The sequence below is a fragment of the Neobacillus drentensis genome (assembly GCF_036965425.1).
GTDB lineage: Bacteria > Bacillota > Bacilli > Bacillales > Cytobacillaceae > Neobacillus > Neobacillus drentensis_F.
Genome location: NZ_JBALPP010000020.1, coordinates 30,124 through 49,744, shown reverse-complemented (window position 1 = coordinate 49,744; position 19,621 = coordinate 30,124). Strand labels below are relative to the sequence as shown.

General features: G+C 39.1%; 16 protein-coding genes. 12 read left to right on the top strand and 4 right to left on the bottom strand.

Annotated elements, in window-relative coordinates; translation table 11 throughout:
* The first annotated feature begins 9 nt into the window (after positions 1-9).
* From V7161_RS05770 to V7161_RS05755, 5 genes are all read left to right on the top strand, one after another.
* Positions 10-201 carry a YbxH family protein gene (locus V7161_RS05770; RefSeq protein WP_223590867.1) on the top strand — a complete coding sequence of 64 codons (192 nt, stop codon included), beginning with the start codon at positions 10-12 and terminating at the stop codon, positions 199-201.
* 100 nt (positions 202-301) lie between these two features.
* Complete coding sequence (locus V7161_RS30370; RefSeq protein WP_223590865.1) at positions 302-391, top strand: putative holin-like toxin; 90 nt, start codon at positions 302-304, stop codon at positions 389-391.
* 182 nt (positions 392-573) lie between these two features.
* A complete protein-coding gene (locus V7161_RS05765; protein WP_335443026.1) occupies positions 574-3,150 on the top strand; it encodes a DEAD/DEAH box helicase in 2,577 nt (858 codons plus the stop codon).
* Between the two features lie 148 nt (positions 3,151-3,298).
* Positions 3,299-4,651, top strand: coding sequence for a 3' terminal RNA ribose 2'-O-methyltransferase Hen1 (locus V7161_RS05760; RefSeq protein ID WP_335443024.1), 1,353 nt, complete (start codon positions 3,299-3,301; stop codon positions 4,649-4,651).
* Positions 4,648-7,242: a polynucleotide kinase-phosphatase gene (locus tag V7161_RS05755; protein WP_335443022.1), complete on the top strand. Its 2,595-nt coding sequence runs from the start codon at positions 4,648-4,650 to the stop codon at positions 7,240-7,242. Before V7161_RS05760 ends, V7161_RS05755 begins: the two co-directional genes overlap by 4 nt.
* A 48-nt stretch (positions 7,243-7,290) precedes the next feature.
* Here V7161_RS05755 and V7161_RS05750 read toward each other — a convergent pair whose 3' ends face one another.
* Entirely contained in the window at positions 7,291-8,115 is an 825-nt protein-coding gene (locus V7161_RS05750) for a dienelactone hydrolase family protein (protein WP_335443021.1), read from the bottom strand.
* 167 nt (positions 8,116-8,282) lie between these two features.
* Here V7161_RS05750 and dacB point away from each other — a divergent pair, with 167 nt between their 5' ends.
* Positions 8,283-9,716, top strand: a complete 1,434-nt coding sequence (gene dacB / locus V7161_RS05745; RefSeq protein ID WP_335443019.1) for a D-alanyl-D-alanine carboxypeptidase/D-alanyl-D-alanine endopeptidase — start codon at positions 8,283-8,285, stop codon at positions 9,714-9,716.
* 50 nt (positions 9,717-9,766) lie between these two features.
* On the opposite strand, the gene V7161_RS05740 is transcribed toward dacB, so the two are convergent.
* The gene (locus tag V7161_RS05740; RefSeq protein ID WP_335443017.1) at positions 9,767-10,492 is read right to left on the bottom strand and encodes a hypothetical protein; all 726 of its coding nucleotides are present in this window, start codon (positions 10,490-10,492) and stop codon (positions 9,767-9,769) included.
* Positions 10,493-10,678: 186 nt separating this feature from the next.
* On the opposite strand from V7161_RS05740, the gene V7161_RS05735 reads away from it, so the two are divergent.
* From V7161_RS05735 to V7161_RS05725, 3 genes are all read left to right on the top strand, one after another.
* Positions 10,679-13,687 (top strand): PD-(D/E)XK nuclease family protein, encoded by a 3,009-nt coding sequence (locus V7161_RS05735; RefSeq protein ID WP_335443015.1) that lies wholly within the window; start codon positions 10,679-10,681, stop codon positions 13,685-13,687.
* Positions 13,680-16,880, top strand: coding sequence for a UvrD-helicase domain-containing protein (locus V7161_RS05730; protein WP_335443013.1), 3,201 nt, complete (start codon positions 13,680-13,682; stop codon positions 16,878-16,880). The genes V7161_RS05735 and V7161_RS05730 overlap by 8 nt, the downstream gene beginning before the upstream one ends.
* A 96-nt stretch (positions 16,881-16,976) precedes the next feature.
* On the top strand, positions 16,977-17,075 hold the full coding sequence (locus V7161_RS05725) for a putative holin-like toxin (RefSeq protein ID WP_223590929.1): 99 nt from the start codon (positions 16,977-16,979) through the stop codon (positions 17,073-17,075).
* A gap of 183 nt (positions 17,076-17,258) precedes the next feature.
* On the opposite strand, the gene V7161_RS05720 is transcribed toward V7161_RS05725, so the two are convergent.
* Positions 17,259-17,678, bottom strand: coding sequence for an acyl-CoA thioesterase (locus tag V7161_RS05720; protein ID WP_335443011.1), 420 nt, complete (start codon positions 17,676-17,678; stop codon positions 17,259-17,261).
* A gap of 26 nt (positions 17,679-17,704) precedes the next feature.
* Positions 17,705-18,178 carry an SRPBCC family protein gene (locus tag V7161_RS05715; protein WP_335443008.1) on the bottom strand — a complete coding sequence of 158 codons (474 nt, stop codon included), beginning with the start codon at positions 18,176-18,178 and terminating at the stop codon, positions 17,705-17,707.
* Positions 18,179-18,421: 243 nt separating this feature from the next.
* On the opposite strand from V7161_RS05715, the gene eutL reads away from it, so the two are divergent.
* From eutL to V7161_RS05700, 3 genes are read left to right on the top strand one after another with little or no spacing between them, the layout of a single operon-like run.
* Complete coding sequence (gene eutL, locus V7161_RS05710; protein WP_335443005.1) at positions 18,422-19,078, top strand: ethanolamine utilization microcompartment protein EutL; 657 nt, start codon at positions 18,422-18,424, stop codon at positions 19,076-19,078.
* 52 nt (positions 19,079-19,130) lie between these two features.
* The gene (locus V7161_RS05705; RefSeq protein WP_335443003.1) at positions 19,131-19,472 is read left to right on the top strand and encodes a BMC domain-containing protein; all 342 of its coding nucleotides are present in this window, start codon (positions 19,131-19,133) and stop codon (positions 19,470-19,472) included.
* Positions 19,469-19,603, top strand: coding sequence for a EutP/PduV family microcompartment system protein (locus V7161_RS05700; protein WP_335443001.1), 135 nt, complete (start codon positions 19,469-19,471; stop codon positions 19,601-19,603). The genes V7161_RS05705 and V7161_RS05700 overlap by 4 nt, the downstream gene beginning before the upstream one ends.
* The last annotated feature ends 18 nt before the right edge of the window (positions 19,604-19,621 follow it).

The window sequence follows — 19,621 nt, the reverse complement described above, 5'->3', positions numbered from 1 at the left end:
AGTTATGATATGGGGGCAATCGAACGGAACGGGTACCGGTTTGTACCAGAGTATAGCATCATTCAACAAAATGGAGCTATACATGTTTACAACAAAGATCATTTCATAGAGGAAATTCAATTTCAGTTTTCTGGAAAATTTCCTGAATTAGATCAAATCGAGGACCTAGTGGACCGATATTGCGATTTACATAACATTTAACAGAACACTTGTTCGACAAAGAGATAAATGCTATAATTAAAAATGCAATAGAATTGAATTTCTCAAGGGTGGGCGGCACACTTCCGATTGGAAGGAGGTGATGCTTTTGACAGTTTTTCAAGCATTGATGTTAGCTATTTCCTTTGCTAGTCTCATTGTCACGGTTCTGTCTTTCCACAAAAAAAAATAATCCACCCTTGAGCCGGCAAGCATAAGCGGTGGATTACTGCCTTATATGCCGATTCCCCTGAGGGAAACAGCTATTGCATGACCGAGTCGTTTAGTCATGCTCGGTCTTTTTTACTATATGAGAATCTATACTAACATTATACATAACTTATTAGAAAAAAGAAATATTGAGGTGAAAACGAAATGAGTAAATTAATAACCATTTATCCTCAAGCGATAGAACATACAAAAATGAAAGTATTTGAAGATATTGATCGATATTTGGAAACGAAGGAATCGGGGCCATCCTTCGAGCAGTATCTAACCGACCGAAGCCACTATCTTGAACAGCTTTGGATCAATGTCTGGCTAAATAAATCCACGAATGATGTTCCCAAAAATGAAAAAAAGCAGTTTTTAAGTGAAAAAGAATTTGAAGTTCAAGGAGTGGACCGCAAACTCATCAACAAGCTTTTTCGCGATGAAATGAGAACCTATAAGCCTTTTAACGTTATATCATGGTTAAAAGAATACTTTCAGAATCAAGATGAGGAATGGACAAAACGATATCAGATAGCGAAGGAGAATTTTATTAAAAGAGAAGAGAAACAGCAGTTTGAAGAACAAAAGCTAAATATTCAGAATGAAATTGAGGAAGAAGCTGCTCTAATTTTAGAAGAGAAATATCAGATTTTCTATTTATATGTCCGATATTTTGTAGCAAAGCAGCTAGCTGCCGATATAAAAAACAATGTGAAGTTTAAATCTGTAGATACGTTTGCTCTTGAAGAAAAATTAGAGGATGAAGGTGCATTTAACCCTTCGACATATACGACAGTTGGGACTTTTTTTGAGGAATTAACTGGAGATATCCATAAAACGCTAAATTGGGGAAGAAGCTACTTTGAATATCAGACTTACTTCTATGTTTATGAAGGTCTTATTTCAGATTACCTTTCAGAACTGATTCCTCAAAAAGTATTGGAAGGGCTACCTCCTGTTCTGTTGGAAGAGTTTTTTGAAACTTTTCATGAAAAATTAACGCCCTCCTTTGTGAAAGGGAGTATAACAGAACTTCTATATGATGTAGAGGGATATTTTATTGAGGATATCCAGGCTGAATACCTTTCTGACTTATTAAAACTGGCGGAGATTCCCTTTGACTTCTCTGTGCATCAAGAAAGGTTTGAACAGGATCTTCAAGAACGAGAACGGAAGCAAGCGGAAGAACAAGCAGAGGTGGAGCGGAAAAAAGCAGAAGAAGAAAGGATCATGAAGGACATTTTTGGTGCCGAATATGATCCTTCCTTACAAAGACAATCCCGCTATGTGCTGCATATTGGGGAAACAAATACAGGCAAAACCCATCATGCTTTAGAAAAAATGAAAGAGGCTAATAGCGGTTTATATTTGGCACCATTGAGATTATTAGCATTAGAAGTATATGACAAGTTAAATGCCGAAGGAACTCCTTGTTCATTGAAGACGGGTGAGGAAGAGAAAATCCATCCAAATGCCAGCCATATTTCCTGTACGGTCGAAATGTTTCATGAAAAGGAATTTTATGAAGTGGTGGTCATTGATGAAGCACAAATGATTACGGATAAGGACCGGGGATTTGCTTGGTATAAAGCGATTACGAAGGCAAATGCAGAAGTAGTACATATTATCGGCAGCAGAAATTCAAAAAATATGCTGCTTGAACTTTTAGGCGATTCAGAAATTGAAATTCATGAATACACGCGGGATACACCTCTAGATGTCGAATCGAAAGAATTCCATATTAAACATGTTAAAAAAGGTGATGCACTTATTTGTTTTTCTAGAAGACGTGTTTTGGAGATGGCCTCTCGACTGCAAAATGATGGTCATTCGGTAAGTATGATTTATGGCAGTATGCCGCCCGAAACAAGAAAAAAACAAATTGAGCAATTTAATAAAGGAAAAACAAAGGTCATTGTGGCAACAGATGCCATAGGTATGGGGTTGAACCTTCCGATTCGCAGGATTGTTTTTTTAGAAAACGAAAAATTTGACGGCACAAGAAGACGTCTTTTGAATTCTCAAGAAGTGAAGCAAATTGCCGGGCGTGCCGGACGTAAGGGCATCTATAATGTCGGAAAGGTTGCATTTACCAGCGATATAAAAAAAATGAGGAACTTATTATTGCAGGAAGATACGCCGGTTCATTCCTTTGCTATTGCACCGACCAATTCAGTTTTTGAACGATTTATGCGCTATTACCGGGACCTTGGCACCTTTTTTGAACTATGGGGGAAATTTGAAAGTCCAAAGGGGACCAAAAAGGCCTCATTGTCTGAAGAACGAATTCTATATGAAAAAATTGCCGGTACAGAAATTGAAGCACGTCTTTCCCTAACGGATTTATATGGCTTCTTACACCTGCCCTTTGCCAAAAATGAACCTTTACTTACTCAGCAGTGGGAAGATACCATGTATGCGATTATCCGTGGTAGTCAAATGCCTGAGCCCATTGTAAAAGAACGAAGTTTAGAGGAATTAGAACTTAGCTATAAAGCAATTGGCCTGCATTTGTTATTCCTTTATCGATTGGGAGAACGGACCGAAGCAATGTATTGGGAAAGGCTGCGTGAGGAAATAAGTGATAAGGTACAGGAACGTCTTAAAACCGATATCAAAAAATTCGTCAAAAAATGTAAAAACTGCGGCAAGAAACTTCCATGGGATCATACATTTCCTACCTGTGATGCTTGCTATCGGGCAAGATTTAGAAAATATTGGAATGATGAAGAATTTTAATAAAAGTTAGTTTCATCATTTAAAATCCACTTAAGCGAGTGGATTTTTTTGTTTGTTTCGGAATTGACTTTTACCATAAATTCCTTATTAATGAAATAATTGATAAAATAAGTCTATGAATGTTTTTTAGGAAAGTGATGTGTGTAAAATGCAGCTTTTATTAACAGTGATGGGCACAGATGCTGAAGTGGTGTCCCATTTGTTAGCCAAAAATCCCAATAACCTCTATGAGCGTGGTGAAAAAGGACTAACCGTTCGCCTTGTTTATCCTAAATTCTCGCCAGAAGAGGTTCAAGTGTTAGTCTATGTTAAACCGGACCCAATTGATTTAGTGAAAAATTCACCCGACCTTTTTGATATTACCCATTACATAAATGATCGTGAATTTGCAGCGAGCAGTATTTTTGTCTCCTCCATCCGGAAGGCCTTAGGAACTGCGTTAAATGGGAAGCCAAAAGAAGAATTCAATGTATGGGTAGGGCATCCGTTCGAAATGGAACTGGCATTTGGTCCGATTGCTACTGACTTACGCGATCAGGAAATTGAAGCATTATTTGAACCAATCGGTTATCAGGTAGAGATTGAACGTAGTCAAAGCTTTATTCGTGAAAAAAGTTCCGCTAGGTTTATTAAATTAAAGGGTAAACAAACCGTGCAAATGGCATTAAGACATGTTTCCATTCTCATTCCTGTGTTGGATAACTATAAACATTATTTTATCGATGAAAGGGAAATTGAAAAGCTGGACCGCTATGGGGAAGGTTGGTTAGAATCACATCCATTAAAAGTAATGATATTAAAGCGCTCTTTACGCTTTCAAAACATGATTTCCCAATCTATATTCTATGAAAAAGAAACGAATTCTGTAAAAATAGATGAACCATCTAAAATTCGGTTAAATGACCTTCGGTATGAAGCAATCATCAATTATGTCAAAGCATTAGAAAAAAAAGAATCCATTGTCGACCTGGGGGCAGGTGAAGGAAAGCTTTCAGTACAACTAGGATTTTTGGATGGAATAAAGGAGATCTTTTCTGTGGAGCCATCCAATAAAGCGCGTTTAAGGGCGCTCGATAGGTTTGAACTGGCAAAAGGAAAACATGGATTTTTGGAGCCAATTTCAGTTACAGGCTCATTATTTTATTTTGATGATCGCCTTAGAAATAAAGATGTAATGATTTTATGTGAAGTGATTGAGCACATCAATGAACATCGACTTCCTAAAATATTTGAAACCATCCTTAAAGATTATCGGCCAGGTGTACTGATAGTGACTACCCCAAACAAGGAATACAATGCTGTTTATGAAATGAAAGAAGAAATGAGACACGCTGACCATCGTTTTGAGTGGACTAGAAAAGAGTTTAAGAGAAATTGTGAGGATTGGTCGAGTCTGTTTCCATACCAATTAAGCTATCAAGGAATAGGCGAGGAGCATCCAATCTATGGCCACCCAACACAAATGGCGATTTTCACCAGAAAGGGGGATAGTCACTCATGACAAAGATATATTTACCATATGCAGGCATCGTCTTATTAGTCGGACCATCAAATAGCGGCAAGACGACATTATTAAACCGGTTAGTGAATGAAAAAAGCATTCTATCATCCGAGGTGATTAGCTCAGACCATTTTCGTGTGCTCGTAAGCGATGTTGAATATATTAATTGGAATCAGCGGCCAAAGGACGAAGCAGATGTACTCTATGATGAGTATTTCCGCGTCTCAAACGAAGCTTTCGATACAATGGACTTCTTAATCGGGAAGCGGTGCCGTTTAAATAAATTAACGATTATTGATGCTACCCATTTAAAAGAAGACGATCGTGAACGCTATATTCGTATGGGCAAGAAATATCATGTTCCCGTAGTAGCGATTGTTTTCAATGTTCCAGAAAAAGAGCTCCTAACACGGGATGAGCATCGTGATTACCCACGCGGAAAGAATCGTATCAAACAGCAATACCAGCAATTTAAAAGGACAATAAGGTTTATAAAAAAAGAAGGCTTTCATCGCACATATATCTTAAATGAAGAAGAACTTAAGACTCTGGAAATGGGACGTCAACAGAATTCTTTGCTTGTGAACCTTGGAAATGGTATTGATTTTATCGGAGACATTCACGGCTGCTATGAGGAATTTATCGAGATATTAGAAAAACTGGGTTATAAGGAAAATGCAGAAGGGTATTATTTACATCCTGAGGGACGAAGAATATTATCTTTAGGTGATGTTATGAGCCGCGGTCCACGTTCATTGGAAACCTTGCAATTTTTTAAAAAACATGTGGGAACGGGTCTCGCCTATATGATTGACAGTAACCATGGCTGGAAGATCGCCCGTTGGCTCGATGGCCGCAGTGTAAAGCTCGCACATGGAGATGAAAAGCTGGCTGCTGAATTTGAAGAATATGAAAATTTGTATGGACAAGAAGCTTCTAACCAATTAAAGAATGAATTCAAAGAATTACTATTAGCAGCCAAATCGCATTTAATTATTGAAAAAAATGGAGTAAAGGTTGCAGTTGCCGTACACGCTGGCATAAGAGATCATTATGTTGGCAAACAATCGCAGAGGATTTCTGATTTTTGCAGGTATGGTGATTCGGATGGACTCGATGAAAATGGTAAGCCAATCCGTAAAGATTGGACCATCGGTCATCAATCTAGTCAATTAATTATCTGGGGCCATGATCCAAAACCGCAGCCCCTGCTAGTCAATAATACCCTGAATATCGACCAAGGTGTGGTTTTTGGGGGCCGTTTAACTGCTTATCGTTATCCCGAAAAACAATTCGTTTCCGTTGAGGCAAAGCGGGATTATGCCAATGTTCCGGACAATCCACTTCGTGAGTGGGAGCGAAAACGTATGGCACCGCCGAACCTAGGAAAATTTATTAATGGCTTTTCCGTGTTAACAGAGCAAATAGGGGAAATTTCGATATACAAAGAGGGGATCAAATCGGCCCTGGATGATCTTTCCCATTACACATTACCACTTGAGGAAATTATTTATCTGCCGCCGACGATGAGCCCGACACCAAAACCATCAAGTTTAGAAGGCTACTTGGAGCACCCGTTGGAAGCCTTTGAATACTATCAGGCTAATGGCGTGGATACGATGGTTGTGGAGAAAAAACATATGGGCAGCCGGGGGATTTTGTTTCTATTTAAAAATAAGGAAGCAGCGAAGGAGTTAATCGGCAGAGAGTCTCTAGGCGCCATTTATACAAGAACAGGAAGGGCTTTTTTTCAAAAGGAACTGGAGACACAAATTCTTGAGGTATTAAATAAAGATCTCACTGACTATTTTCAAAAATACAACACCGACTTCGTTTTACTTGATGCAGAAATCCTCCCGTGGAATTTAAAAGCAAAAGAGCTAATCATGAACCAATATTCACATGTTGGTGAAATGGCACTTCTTGATAGAAATAAATTAAGGGCCGGTCTGCAAAAGGCATATGAAAATAGTAAGGACGTTGGTGACTGGCTGAGAGAAACAGAGGAAAAGATTGATAATGCTGTTGTTTTTAATGAGGTTTATCAAAAATACTGCTGGGAAACGGAAGGACTGGAAGGAATTCAAATTGCACCCTTCCATACATTAGCCCACAGCACCGAGACCTTTTTCAATAAGCCCCACACCTGGCATATGGAGAAAAATAAAGAATTTAGTGAGCTATCTTCTTTGTTCGTGGAAACAGAGTATCGTGTGGTAACGGATGAAGACTCCATGAAGAATGCGATAAAGTGGTGGGAAGATATGACAGAAAATGGTCTTGAAGGCTTTGTGGTAAAACCGGAGTTGTTTGTGGCTCGCAACAAAGGGAAGCTTTTGCAGCCAGCCATCAAAGTCAGGGGAAGGAAATACTTGCATATCATATACGGAATCGATTACTTGGATCCTGAGAATTTGTTAAGGCTAAAGAAGCGCAATGCCGGTAAAAAGCAGCGCAATGCTTTGAAGGAATTCTCACTGGGCATTGAAGCAGTAAACAGATTTGTAAAAAGGGAATCACTGGAACGATACCACGAATGTGTGTTAGGGGTATTGGCACTGGAAGCAGAGCCGATTGATCCTAGATTATAAGTGATAAAGAGCATCGGTCTTTAAATACCGATGCTCTTTTCTAAATTCTTATTTAGTTATCTGGTTTAAAAAGTTTAATGTTCGTGCAAAGGCATCGCGGGCATGTGTAACGTGATAAGTTGGGTTCGTATCATTGAAGAATGCGTGTTTTGCATCCGAATAGATGACTGCTTCGAATGATTTTCCATTCTTTTTCATTTCTTCCTCAAAACCTGGCAATAAATTCGTAATATTTGGGTCCTCGCCGCCATAAAAACCAAGTATTGGGCAATTAATATTCGGAATTCCCTGCTGAGGCGGCCGCCCATAAAATACAATCGAACCAGAGTGTTGATGATCTAAAGTCGCTAATAATGCTGAAAGGGCCCCACCCATACAGAAACCTACAGAAGTGACTGGCATACCTTTAGATTTTTCGAATGTCGTTCTGGCATAGTCAGCTGTGTCTGTTAGAATTCCTGCTAGTGACTTGGATTTCGACGGATTAAGCAAGCCAAACAATCCATTTAATGTCGATCTGAGGTATTCCTGACGTAATGAAGGCTGCTTTTGGATTTCGTTTTCCCGCTCATCCGGATTGAACCAGGAAGAATGGGGAATAGAATGTAAAAATTCCTTCGCATCATCTAACCGTTCAGCACTTAGTTCTTCTGGACGGTCACCATCAATTGCAAATAAATCTGGAGCTATGGCAACATAACCGGCAGCGGCAAACCTTTCTGCTATTTCCTGGATATGTTTGTTAACTCCCCATATTTCCTGAATGATAATCACTGCAGGACGCAACTCCAGTGCTGGTCCGATTGAAGCAAAATATGCCCTGCACTTGCTGTTTTTTCCATTAAAAGTTTTCCATTCCGTATGTACGGTCATGATAAGTCACCTCACAAAGGATATCTTTCCTACTAAATATAGGAGAAAAACACTAAATTATCCACTTATTAATCAATTTTTAATCTTTTGGGAGATTTTGGACAAACTTAAAGAAAAGAAGAAAGGCTGGAAAAGGTTTGCTTAAAAAAGGCATGGTAATTTTATGTATGGTAATATCCGTATCATTTGCTTATAATCAGACTGTTTTTGCAAATGAAAACACATCTTCTTTGAAAAGCCAACTTAATCAGGTACTATCAAGTGAACCTGCATTGCAAGGGGCGATTACTGGAATCAGCATTCGCTCTGCTGCAGATGGGAATATTATTTATCAGTATCAAGGCGATTTAAGGCTGCGGCCGGCCTCTGATATGAAGCTATTAACAGCTGCCGCTGCACTCAACGTTTTGGGTGAAAACCATACTTTTTCGACGGAAATATATGCTGAAGGCCCAGTGAAAAAGCAAATACTTAAAGGAAATCTGTTTTTAAAAGGAAAAGGTGATCCGACACTTTTAAAAACAGATTTCGACAAGATGGCGGATGAGATTCAAAAGCTAGGAATTAAAAAAATAAAGGGAAATTTAATAGGCGATGATTCTTGGTACGATGATGTACGTTATTCACTCGATCTGCCCTGGAGTGACGAGACCGCCTATTACGGCGCACAAGTATCAGCTCTAACTGCCTCACCAACAACGGACTATGATACAGGGTCTATTAAAGTGGAGATTCAGCCCGGAATCCATAGATGGGACAAACCCATGGTGAAAATCACCCCGAAAACGGATTATGTGAAAATAGTAAACAAGGCAATTACGGTGCAAGAGGATGGCAGAAAAAAACTTACCGTCAAACGTCAGCATGCGACTAATACCATTACGATTGAAGGAACGATTCCAATGAAAGCGAAAGTTGAAAAAGAATGGGTTGGTGTGTGGAACCCTACTCGTTACGCGGTTACACTTTTTCAACAGTCTTTAGCAAACCATGGTATTACATTGACTGGTAAAATAAAAACCGGCAGGGTCCCTGAAAACGCAAGAAATTTATACATTCATCATTCCATGCCACTTTCAAAGCTATTAGTTCCTTTTCTAAAATTGAGCAACAATGTTCATGCTGAAGGATTAATTAAGGAAATGGGGAAGGTAGTGAAAGGGGAGGGAAGCTGGGAGAAGGGATTGGACGTACTAAAGACAGAAATGACAAACTTAGGTGTTAACCCGAGGACAATGGTAATACGAGATGGTTCAGGTATTTCCCATGTGGATTTGATTTCAGCCAACCAATTATCGCTGCTGTTATGGAATGTACAAAAGCAAAAATGGTATTCATCCTATCTAAATGCACTGCCATTATCAGGTATCCATGAAAAAATGGTGGGCGGCTCACTGAGAAATAGGATGAAAAATCCGGACACTCAAGGTAGAGTAAGAGCCAAAACTGGCACCATCTCAACCGTCAGCTCATTATCAGGGTATGTACACACCAAAAGTGGAAAAAAATTGATATTTTCGATATTGTTAAACAACCTTTTAGATGAGTCGAAGGGCAAGAAAATTGAGGATAGGATTGTATCTATATTAGCCAGCCAATAATGGTGTGATAATAAGAGGGAGCATGCAGATAAATGGCATGCTCCCTTCTTTTATTGATAATCATCAAAATTAAATTCACTTAATTGATCCATATGACTTGCAATCATTGCAATAATCGTACTTGCTTCTTCTCTGCTAAAAATAAAATGAGATTCATCCTTGATTAACTCATCCTCAGTTGTCCAAATCCGGTTCACCCGCTTGATGACACCATCCCCAGTTGCTTGAACGACACCAAATTGATAGGTAATTTCGACTTCATCCTCGTGCTTGAAAGCCGTAACCTCTGGTGTGGACCAATCAACATCGATTTCCTCAAAAATGTCATCGCTGTTCACTTGTTCAGCCTGGTAATACTCGTCGTCATTATCAACGGTTTCACAATCTTCTTCATAATCAAAGACCTCATCTGTCTGAAGAAAAACCCCATCATCCGTATAGTGATCCTCACCATTCATGTAATCATGAAGACTTTCGTGAACTTCCTCGATAATCTCCTCGATATCAGAAAGGATGATTTTTGCTGTGTGACCGCTGTCAACATCAAAGGTATCAATATAAAACTCTTCGTTTTGCGGATCAAAGAAAAGAGAGCAAAAATATTCACGATCAAGTTCATCAGTTTCGTTATCCGCTGTCTCGACGAAAAATTCTATCCTCGGATGTTTGGCGGCTCTTTCAATTGCCATTTGGCCGACTTGATCATATTCTTCACAAATAGACTCTAGATGATCCTGCAATTCCCCGCAAACTCTGTCAAACCATTCTAACGACATCCGTCATCGCATCCTCTCAAAGTTAATCGAGGTTATTATTTCCAATATGGTTAAAATATATGTTGAGTTAAATGGCTGAAAAATCAACCCTCAATCCATTTTTCCTAAGCCTTTCCCATTTTTGGTAATGCTATTGGAAAAAAATGTGGGATAATAAATTAATAGATAAAATATGGTGGTGATCGCTTGATAACTCTAGTAAATGAATTAAACCAAATTTGTACCAAATATATTTTTAATGAAAAAATCGTCATTGTCGATTCTCACTCAATTGGAGAGCAAATCAATGAAGCATACGTAAAAAAAGGCCATCAGGCCATTAATCTAAAGTATAAAACGGTGAACGACCTTGCGCATAATCTAGTCGAATTGAATTCGGACGAGGAGATCAAGCTTTTGGACCATTCCATTGGGGTTCAATTAACGTACACCATGCTGCATGAGTTAAAGGAAAAAGGGAAACTTCGTTACTTTGAAGGAATGGAAATTACCCCTTCTTTTAGCCATGCCATCTACAACACCATACAATTCCTTCGTCTTTCAGGTTATACAAAAGATACGATAGAGAAGGATGCCTTTATCACTCCTGTCAAAGCGGAGGATATGGACAAAATTCTTGCAGCATATGAAGAAAAGATAAATAGTCTGGAATTTATCGACAAAGCTGCTCTTTTAAAAATGGCAAGCAAATATGTAAAAATAAATGATCATGTGGTAATTATTTTACAGTCGAATCTTCGTCTTTCGTACCTGGAAGAAATACTCTTAAGTAAAATATTGCCTGAAATGCATTATAAACTTCCACTCGCCCCTGTATTTGGTATTAATACCCCTGAAGGGACAAGTTTTAGTTCCATTCGCTGGGCTGACCCAACTCCTCTCAGCTATCTTTACCAACGGGATGATGTAAGCGGGGAAGCGGATTTGTATCTTTTTACGGCAAAAACAGAAGAGCTGGAAATAAAACAGGTTTTAGAAAAAATAAAAATGACAGATGAACCATTAGATGAAAGTGTCATTTATTATACAAGCGGTGATGCCTACATTACTTTGCTTTATCAGCTTTCACAAAAGATGGAACTGCCAATTACTTTTGGAGACGGCCTTCCTATTACCTTTAGTCGTCCAGGCCGGCTGACTTTAGTGCTGTTGGAATGGATTCAGTCCAATTATAGTGTACAAGTCTTTCTGGATATGTTGAATGAAGGCTTAATTGAACTTGGAAAGAGTGTCCCATTTATAAATTCAGGATTTTTTGACCTGGATAAAATGGTTGTTTCCAAAGCGAAAATAGCAAAGATCCTAAGGAGACTTCAAATAGGATGGTCACCTGAACGCTATGATAAGCAATTTGGAAATGAAATCGATCGATTGAGTGAAGAATTTCTCAAAGATACAAAAAATACTTCACTTGAAAACTATATTAAAGAACATTATTGGATATGGAGCAGTTTTAAAACCATTTTTAAAAACCTTCCTCCGGTTGATTCGACCATCAACTATAAAAAATGCTTAACAGGAATTAAGTTTTTACTTGAAAATAATTGTAATACGGGATCGGCCCTGGATGAATTATCAAAATCAGCATTACTTAAGGCGATTGAGAGAATCCTCCCGCATGCGGATGAAACGTTGACTACTTATGATGTTATTGAAAAGGCAAAGGACCTCCTGCTATCTATACGGGTCAATCAATCTCGTCCAAAACCGGGCCATCTCCATACTTCTTCCTATCAGGATGGAATTTATTGCAGTAGGTCAAATATTTTTATAGTTGGTTTGGATAATAAGAAGTTTCCTGGAAATTCCAGCGAAGACCCAATGCTTTTAGATACAGAAAGAATAAGGCTTGGAAACAATCTACCGTTGCTTCGCGAAAAAGGGCAAGAGAGTTTATATACCCTGCTTCAGGTTTTAGCTCAATCGGCAGGGCGAGTAACGGTTAGCTATTGCAATTTTGATATCAACGATAATCGGTCCATCAATCCAGCTTTTGTTGTGCTGCAATGCTATCGCTTGATGACCGGCAATAAAGAGGCCGAATTCAAAGAGCTAAGAAAACTGCCTTCCTCCATCGTTGCTGATGATATTTTTGAAGATAAAGATTATTGGAATAGAAAATTAACTGAAGTTGTAACAGGTCATATGATGGATGGGGTTTTGCAGCACTTTCCTAATGTCATAAATGGTTTAAATTCCGAAAGAGCTCGTCATTCAATTGGCTATTCAGAATACGACGGGATTGTAAAAATCGATGCAGCACAATTTGACCCGCTTCAAAATCAAGAAAAAACCATGAGTGCCGGAAAGCTGGAAACACTGGCGAAATGTCCATATTCCTACTTCTTAAAAGAAGTATTAAAGGTAAGACCTGTTGAGGATGTTTCATATGATGCCAATAAATGGCTCGATGCCGCAACCCGCGGAAGCTTGCTGCACAGTATTTTTGAAATTTTTTATAAAACATTGACGAAAGGCAACATAAAGCCTTCGGTTGCTAAACATTGGAAATTGATTCAGGATATCGCTGCGAACTTAATTAAGCAGCAAAAAGAGTTTCTGCCTCCTCCAAATGAAAGAGTCTACCAACGTGAAGTGAAGGATATTTTAGCATGCTGTGAAATCTTTTTAAAAGAAGAGGAGCAGTATGGCGAAAATTACGATCCGCTTCATTTTGAATATTCATTTGGGATTGGCGATCAGGAACCAGCAATTGTCACTCTTCCTTCAGGCGAGCTTAAAATCTCCGGAATCATCGACCGCGTCGATAAATCGAGGGATGGTAAATACCATATCATTGACTATAAAACAGGAAGCACCTATGGTTATGCGAAAAATGGCGCTTTCAAGGGCGGACGCCAGCTGCAGCATTTGATTTATGCCTTAGCCGTTGAACAGCATTTAAATCTTGGTGAAGGTGCCGTTGAAGAAAGCACCTATTATTTTCCGACCGTGAAGGGTATGGCGGAGCGGTTTTCACGAAAGCAGGACATCACCCTCAGAACAAAGGGTTTAGACATTTTAGAAAAATTAATTGATGTAATCAAACATGGTTATTTTGAAATGACTGATGACGAAAATGATTGTAAGTTCTGTGAGTACAAGCTTGTTTGCCGGCGCCATTTTTATCCAAAGGAAACCCTGGAAATAAAGCAGTCCAATCAAAAATTAAAGGGGGTTAGAGCTTATGACTAAAAGGATTCCTGATCAAGAAGCACGCGATAAAATCAAGTTTGAACTTGGAACGAATTTTCTTGTTGAGGCTGGGGCAGGTTCTGGAAAAACAACCAGTTTGGTAGACCGTATGGTTAACCTGATCTATACAGGTACCGCCGAAATTCAAGAAATTGTTGCAATTACTTTTACACGAAAGGCAGCAGACGAGTTAAAGGTCCGTTTTCAAGCAAAATTAGAGGAAGTATCGAAGAAGGAAACCGACCTTGATGCCGTATTCCGCTTAAATGAAGCCTTGCAAAATTTAGAACGCTGCTTTTTAGGGACAGTCCATGCCTTTTGTGCAAAACTCCTTCGTGAGCGTCCAATCGAAGCCCAGCTTGATTTGACCTTTAAAGAGCTGGAGGAAGCGGATGATTTGGCCGTATTAGAAGAAGCTTGGCAGCTCTATTTACAAACCCTGATGGATGAGTCCCCCCGCCATTTTGAGCAAATAGATGAAATCGGAATGACAGTGGACCAGCTTCTTCCATGGTTAAAACGTTTAAAGGAGTATTCTGAAGTAGAATGGATAACAGATTTGGTTCAAAAACCTGATTTACACTCGGAATACCAGTCTTTTATTAACCTTATTAAAGAGGCAAAAAAATGCGTTCCTGACAAGGAGCCTGATAAAGGGTACGATGCCCTGCAGAAGTCCATCGTTACGGCTTTGCAAAAAAGTCGGTTTATCGATAATCCAAAAGAGAAGGATATCATCAGCATTTTCAGCTTATTTGATAAAAACTTAAAACCGACCTACAACCGCTGGCTTTCAAAAGAAGATGCAAATTTTTATTTTGACAAAATTGGTGCAGTATTCGAGGATACAATCAAGCCGCTTCTTAAAGCCTGGAAGGAATACTGTCATCCTAAGATTGTAAGTTTTATAAAGGAAGCCTTACAAACTTATGAGACGCTTAAAAAGCAGAGGTCATTGTTAAACTTTCAGGATTTAATGATGTATACTTCAAAACTTCTAAAGGAAAATCCAGAAGTTCGTGGTTATTTCCAAGAAAAATATCGATTTCTGCTGGTCGATGAGTATCAGGACACCGACCCGATTCAAGCAGAAATTATGTTTTTTTTGACAGGTGAAAATATCTACGAAAGAACCTGGACTAATTGTAGGCCAAATCCAGGGTCCCTATTTGTTGTCGGCGATCCTAAACAGGCCATTTACCGATTCCGCCGGGCAGATATTGATACTTACAATCGCGTCAAACAGCTTATGGAGGAGCATGACGGGAAAGTGCTCCAGCTGACCACCAACTTTCGAACCATAGATACGGTTACGAAAGAATTAAATACAGTTTTTGAAAACCACTTACCCGAATTTGAAACTGATTATCAAGCAGCTTACCGTCCATTAATCTCTTATCACGAAGATTTGGGAAATGGGTTTTCTGGAATCAAAAGGCTTTCGGTGCCAGCAGATTTCAAGAAGAAAGAAGAAGTACTCCTAAAAGATGCCGAAAACATTGCATCTACTATATATCACTTAATGGCTCAGGGACATAAGGCAAAAGACTTCATGGTGCTGACCAGGTACAACGATGGAGTCGCTGTGTATGCAAAAATGATTGAAGACCTGGGTATTCCAGTCAGTATAAGCGGTGAAGTCATTATTGGTGAGACAAGAGAGTTCCAAGATTTGTGGATTCTTTTGAAATCATTCTTGGACCCAACCGACGAAGTCAGCCTTCTGGCCGTTTTAAGGGGGATATTCTTTGGCATTAGCGATGAGGAATTGTATCAGTGGCGATTGAACAAGGGCCGCTTTTCCATTTATGCGAATGCACCACTTGGTTTAGTTTCAGAAACAAAAGCAAAGTTTGAATATGCTTTGGCAAAATTGCAGCTTTGTCAAAGGTTTATTCGTCAACTAGCTCCTACTGCAGCGATCGAAAAAATAATCGAAGAAATCGGATTTTATCCATTACTTTTAAGAAATGGACACAGTAAACGGACGTATAAAAGTCTTGTGCAAATGATTGAAGCCTTAAGGAAACAAGAAGCAGAAGGAAATACCACCTATAAACAAGTTGTGGATGCTTTAACCGATATGATATTTGAAAAAACAGCCGTTGCTAATATGGAAGAAGAGGCGGATGCCGTACGATTAATGAATGTTCATAAGGCAAAGGGACTGGAGGCGCCGATTGTCTTTTTAGCCCATCCTGTTAAGGCAGTTAGTCCGGAATCTTTTTTATCACAGCATATTAAACGGGAAGACCAACAATCAAATGGGTATTTTACTTTTTCAATAGAAAATGGATATGGCAATAAAGAGGTGGCAATTCCTCTAGAGTGGGAGCTTCATAAGGCTGAGGAATTAAAGTATTTAACAGAAGAGGAGCTACGGATTATTTACGTAGCAGCAACTCGGGCAGAGAAGGCGTTAATCATTAGTTCAAACGGAGGAAACAAAAAGAATCCTTGGAGCATCCTTTTTGAAATAGAAGACATGAAGGAGCTTGAAATTCCTGACCCAGATAGGTTGGAAAAGAGTGATGTATTCTCAGAGATTAAACTAAGTGATTACCAAGCAAAAACAGGCAGCAAAAATGCCTGGCTCGAGCAAAGCAAGATAAAAACCTATGACCATTGGACACCGACAAAGGACAAGGACTTTTCAGAAATAACGATAGAGCGGGAGTCTGGAGGCGGAAAACAGTGGGGAACACTCATTCATGATATTTTTGATAAAGTAGTCCAGGGAATGGACGTGTCACATTATATAAAAATGGCATTAAATAAATTTAACCTCCCAGTGGCAAGAGAAGAGGCAGTAAAACGTTATTTGGATAATTTTAGGTCGACTCCACTTTGGTACGAATTACAGGCGTCTGAAGAAATACTAACTGAAGTGCCGTTTACATTTAAAGTAGAAAAGAGTCAATATCTCTATTCACTTATTACACAGGATCCTGATGATACTCATCCATATTATGTTAATGGAATCATTGACCTTATCTACAAAAAGAATGGGACCTGGAGGATCATAGACTACAAAACGGACCGAGCTAAGCAGAGCGAGGACTATGAAAAGCTGCAGGTTTTTTATACTAGTCAGCTTAACTTCTATAAGCATGCCTGGGAAGGGTTAACCGGAGAAAAGGTAGAAGGAGTATACCTCTATTTCCTAGAGCCCAATCGATTGGCGGCCCTCTAGTAGTTAGACAATTGCAGGAGCGAATATTATAATAAAACAGTACAGCAAAAAGCCGGGTGGCAGCGGCACTCCTTTTTAGAAGGGGGGTGACGCTTGATGCTAACTGTTTACGAGGTAATCAGTCTGATGATTGGTTTTGGAAGTTTAATTGTGGCAGTTATAGCAGTTGTTATTTCTTCTCAACAAAAGAAATAACCCACCCCGCTCTTGGCTTAAGTTGGGTGAGTTATTCTCCTCTAGGCCGCTGCACATCTTGCAGCATGCTGTACAAAGAGCTTCCGGCCCGCCAGCCGGGGCTCTTTTTTAGTATATGAAATTCTAGTTAAATTATATCCACAAAATGGTGATAAGTAAAGGTTGTGAGATTCAGCTCATAGATTAGCTGCCATTTTCAAATGCTTCGATTCGGGTACGGACAAAATCAGGAACAGGCTGAGAGGATTTCGTTTCTTCATTATAGCTGACGTAAATAATTTCTGCTAAGAGGATGGGGTCTTCTTCTCCCTCTCTTGTAATCATACAATTCATTGTCATACTTGTTTTGCCGACTTTACTCATTTTGCACCAAATCGTTAACCAGTCATTTAATTGGGCGGATTTTTTATATTCTAAAGTGGATTTTGCCAGGACAAAATCAAAATCTGATTGTCCCAATTCCAGTTTTAACCCTTCTTGAAAATATTCCGTTACGGCCACATCGATATAAGTCAGGTAATGGGCATTAAACACAATCTTTTGTCCGTCAATTTCTGAATAACGAACCTTTAACCGATGCGAAAAACGATAACCAATAGTCATAAATATCACCTTTCTATTTGGTAAAACTACTTTAATATAAACTTTGAGTTTTCGAACTCATCCTCTGCTGTTTCCTTAACTCTCTCACAAAATTGGACAACAATGCGATCACTTGCTAAAAACATGAATAATTTGAGGAATGATTTTAATGGACGATTGGTACAGGTGTATTTAAAGAGAGTTTTGTTTTCGTTGAGTGAGTTGAGTTCATACAAGGCTGTAATCTCGAACATTTTAGCAAGAGTAAATCCAACCTTTAATTTCTTTTTTTTAGAGGTATTTAGGTAGTCTAGTGTTTCTACATCATACTCTTCAATTCGTTTCCCTTCCTTATATTTTTGTCGATAAATACTTCCCACGGATTCTTCCGTCAGTTTCACTGGCTGGTGGTCGACAACCTGAGGCATAATTTTTTGCATTTTTTCCAAGGGTCCTTCTAATAAATCCCATACATAGTCAATGGGCGCATCGATTTCAATTTCTCTTGTCCATTCCTTCAACAAACATCACCTCTGTTATTTTTTTTATTAATACTTCTATTTTTTAAAATAGAAACCCTTTTGAAAAATAAAAAATCATCAGTTAAAAATAAGTCTTTAGAACGTATGGACAACATTCCGGCTTAAAAAGTCATAGATTGAAAGAAGTAGTTATATATATAAGTAAATAGATGCTGGATTTGGTGCCTTGAATGCAGTCTAGCACTGTTTTCAGGGCACTTCTTGGTTGCAGGAGGTGATTTTTTGGAAGTAATAAAAGTGCCCGCTCTTGCTCTGGCAAGCCGAATTATCCCGAATGTAGAAAATGGATTAAGAGATTCTTTAAAGCTTCCGGATTATATTAAGAGTCTTGCCTTCGTTACTAGTACTAGTGATGATGTGGGTTATACTGCATTAGACGAAGCGACAAAGAAATCTGCTGTCGAGGTTGTCTATGCAAAGTCCTTTTACGCAGGGGCTGCTCATGCCTCTGGTCCATTATCAGGTGAGTTTTTGGGGATTTTAGGTGCAGCGACTCCATCAGAAGTAAAGAGCGGTCTTGAAATTGCGATTCAAATGATAAACGAAGGGCCAGCATTTTATGCAATGGACGAATCAGGAGAACATGCCTATTATGCCCACACGATTTCAAGAACAGGAACCTATCTATCCAAAATGGCGGGAATCAATCCAGGAGAACCATTGGCGTATTTGATCGCGCCTCCGCTGGAAGCCATGGTCGGTTTGGACGCCGCCTTGAAAGCTGCAGATGTAAAGCTTTGCGTTTTTTATGGTCCGCCGACTGAAACGAATTTTGGAGGCGGTCTGTTAACAGGAAGCCAATCTTCCTGTACGGCCGCTGCGGAAGCGTTTGCTGATACAATTAAGAAAATTGCCAAAACTCCTCATCTAACATTTTAAAAGGGTAGGAAAATTATAACAACATTAGTTTCTTACAAAGGTGTAGAATTCAATGACGGAAAAGAAGCAGCGCGTCATTCAAGAATATGTTCCTGGAAAACAACTTACATTAGCTTATATTATAACCAACCCAGATGAGGCTTTGTATACAAAGCTGGGTATCGGACATGCTGGAGCGATCGGAATTTTAACATTAACTCCAGTTGAAACAGCCATTATTGCGGCCGATATTGCGACGAAAGCTGCGGATATTGAGATAGGGTACTTAGACCGTTTTACAGGATCGTTAGTCATTTGTGGAACGGTGTCAAATGTTGAAATGGCCAAACAAGCCATTAATCACTTTTTAAGCAGGCATTTAAAATTTGAACCTGCAGAAATTACTCGGTCATGAAAAAAGGAAAGGTTATGCTGATTGGTCCGATTGGTTCAGGAAAATCCACGTTAACGGCGCGATTATTGGAGGAGTCATCTCCGGTCTTGAAGACACAGTCCCTTAAGCGATTTTTCGGGTATCATCGGTAACTTTGGAGGGAATATCGG